Source organism: Pseudomonas sp. 30_B (genome assembly GCF_017491605.1).
Lineage (GTDB): Bacteria > Pseudomonadota > Gammaproteobacteria > Pseudomonadales > Pseudomonadaceae > Pseudomonas.
Map to the genome: position 1 here is coordinate 1 of NZ_JAFGYY010000090.1, position 662 is coordinate 662.

1 protein-coding gene is annotated in these 662 nt (G+C 60.6%); it reads right to left on the bottom strand.

Annotation, left to right across the window (positions count from 1 at the left end; translation table 11 throughout):
* On the bottom strand, nucleotides 1-662 hold a 662-nt coding region (locus tag J5M67_RS27350), incomplete at both ends, for a glycosyltransferase family A protein (RefSeq protein WP_207888536.1).

The following is a 662-nucleotide window of genomic DNA, read 5'->3' on the forward strand; positions in this document are numbered from 1 at the left end:
GCGCAACACACAGCCGGCCGCCTTCTCGCTCAACTTCTTGAACGTCTCGACCCAGTGCGCGAAAACCAGTTCATCGTCGTCCAGAATCGCAACGTAATGCCCTCTCGCCGCGGCAAAACCGTCATTCAGCGGCGCGGTACGTCCACCCCGATCGCAGCGAAGCACACGCGCACGATTACGAATCGACTCCGGCAGATCTTCGACGATCCGCCTGACGGCATAGTACGGCTCCCCATCCACCTTGTGCGTCACGACGAGGATTTCGAAGTCCTGACAAGTCTGGGCGGTGAGACAAAGCAGGACATCGCGCAGATTGCCAAGCCGCTTGGCTTGCGTACGCGTGACGATTGACAGAAACGGCCGCGCCTCTTTCGGATCGGCGAACAGGGGAACGTCATGACGCGCGCCCGGCAAGTACGCCCGCACCAGTTCGTTCACTGTTCCGAAAGCATCCGAAGCACGACGGATTTGCTGCAAATAGCGTGACGCCGCCGTGTTTCCGGTCAACAGCGGATGAGCCGGCGGAAACGCCTGATCACTGGATTCGAGCTCATAGTCGCGCGCGCCCACTTCGTGCCAGCCGGCACGCTTGGCCATTGCCGCCAGCAAGCGGTCGGTATGGTGAATGACGTGCGTGTGATCGAGAAGGCCAACCTCCGTAT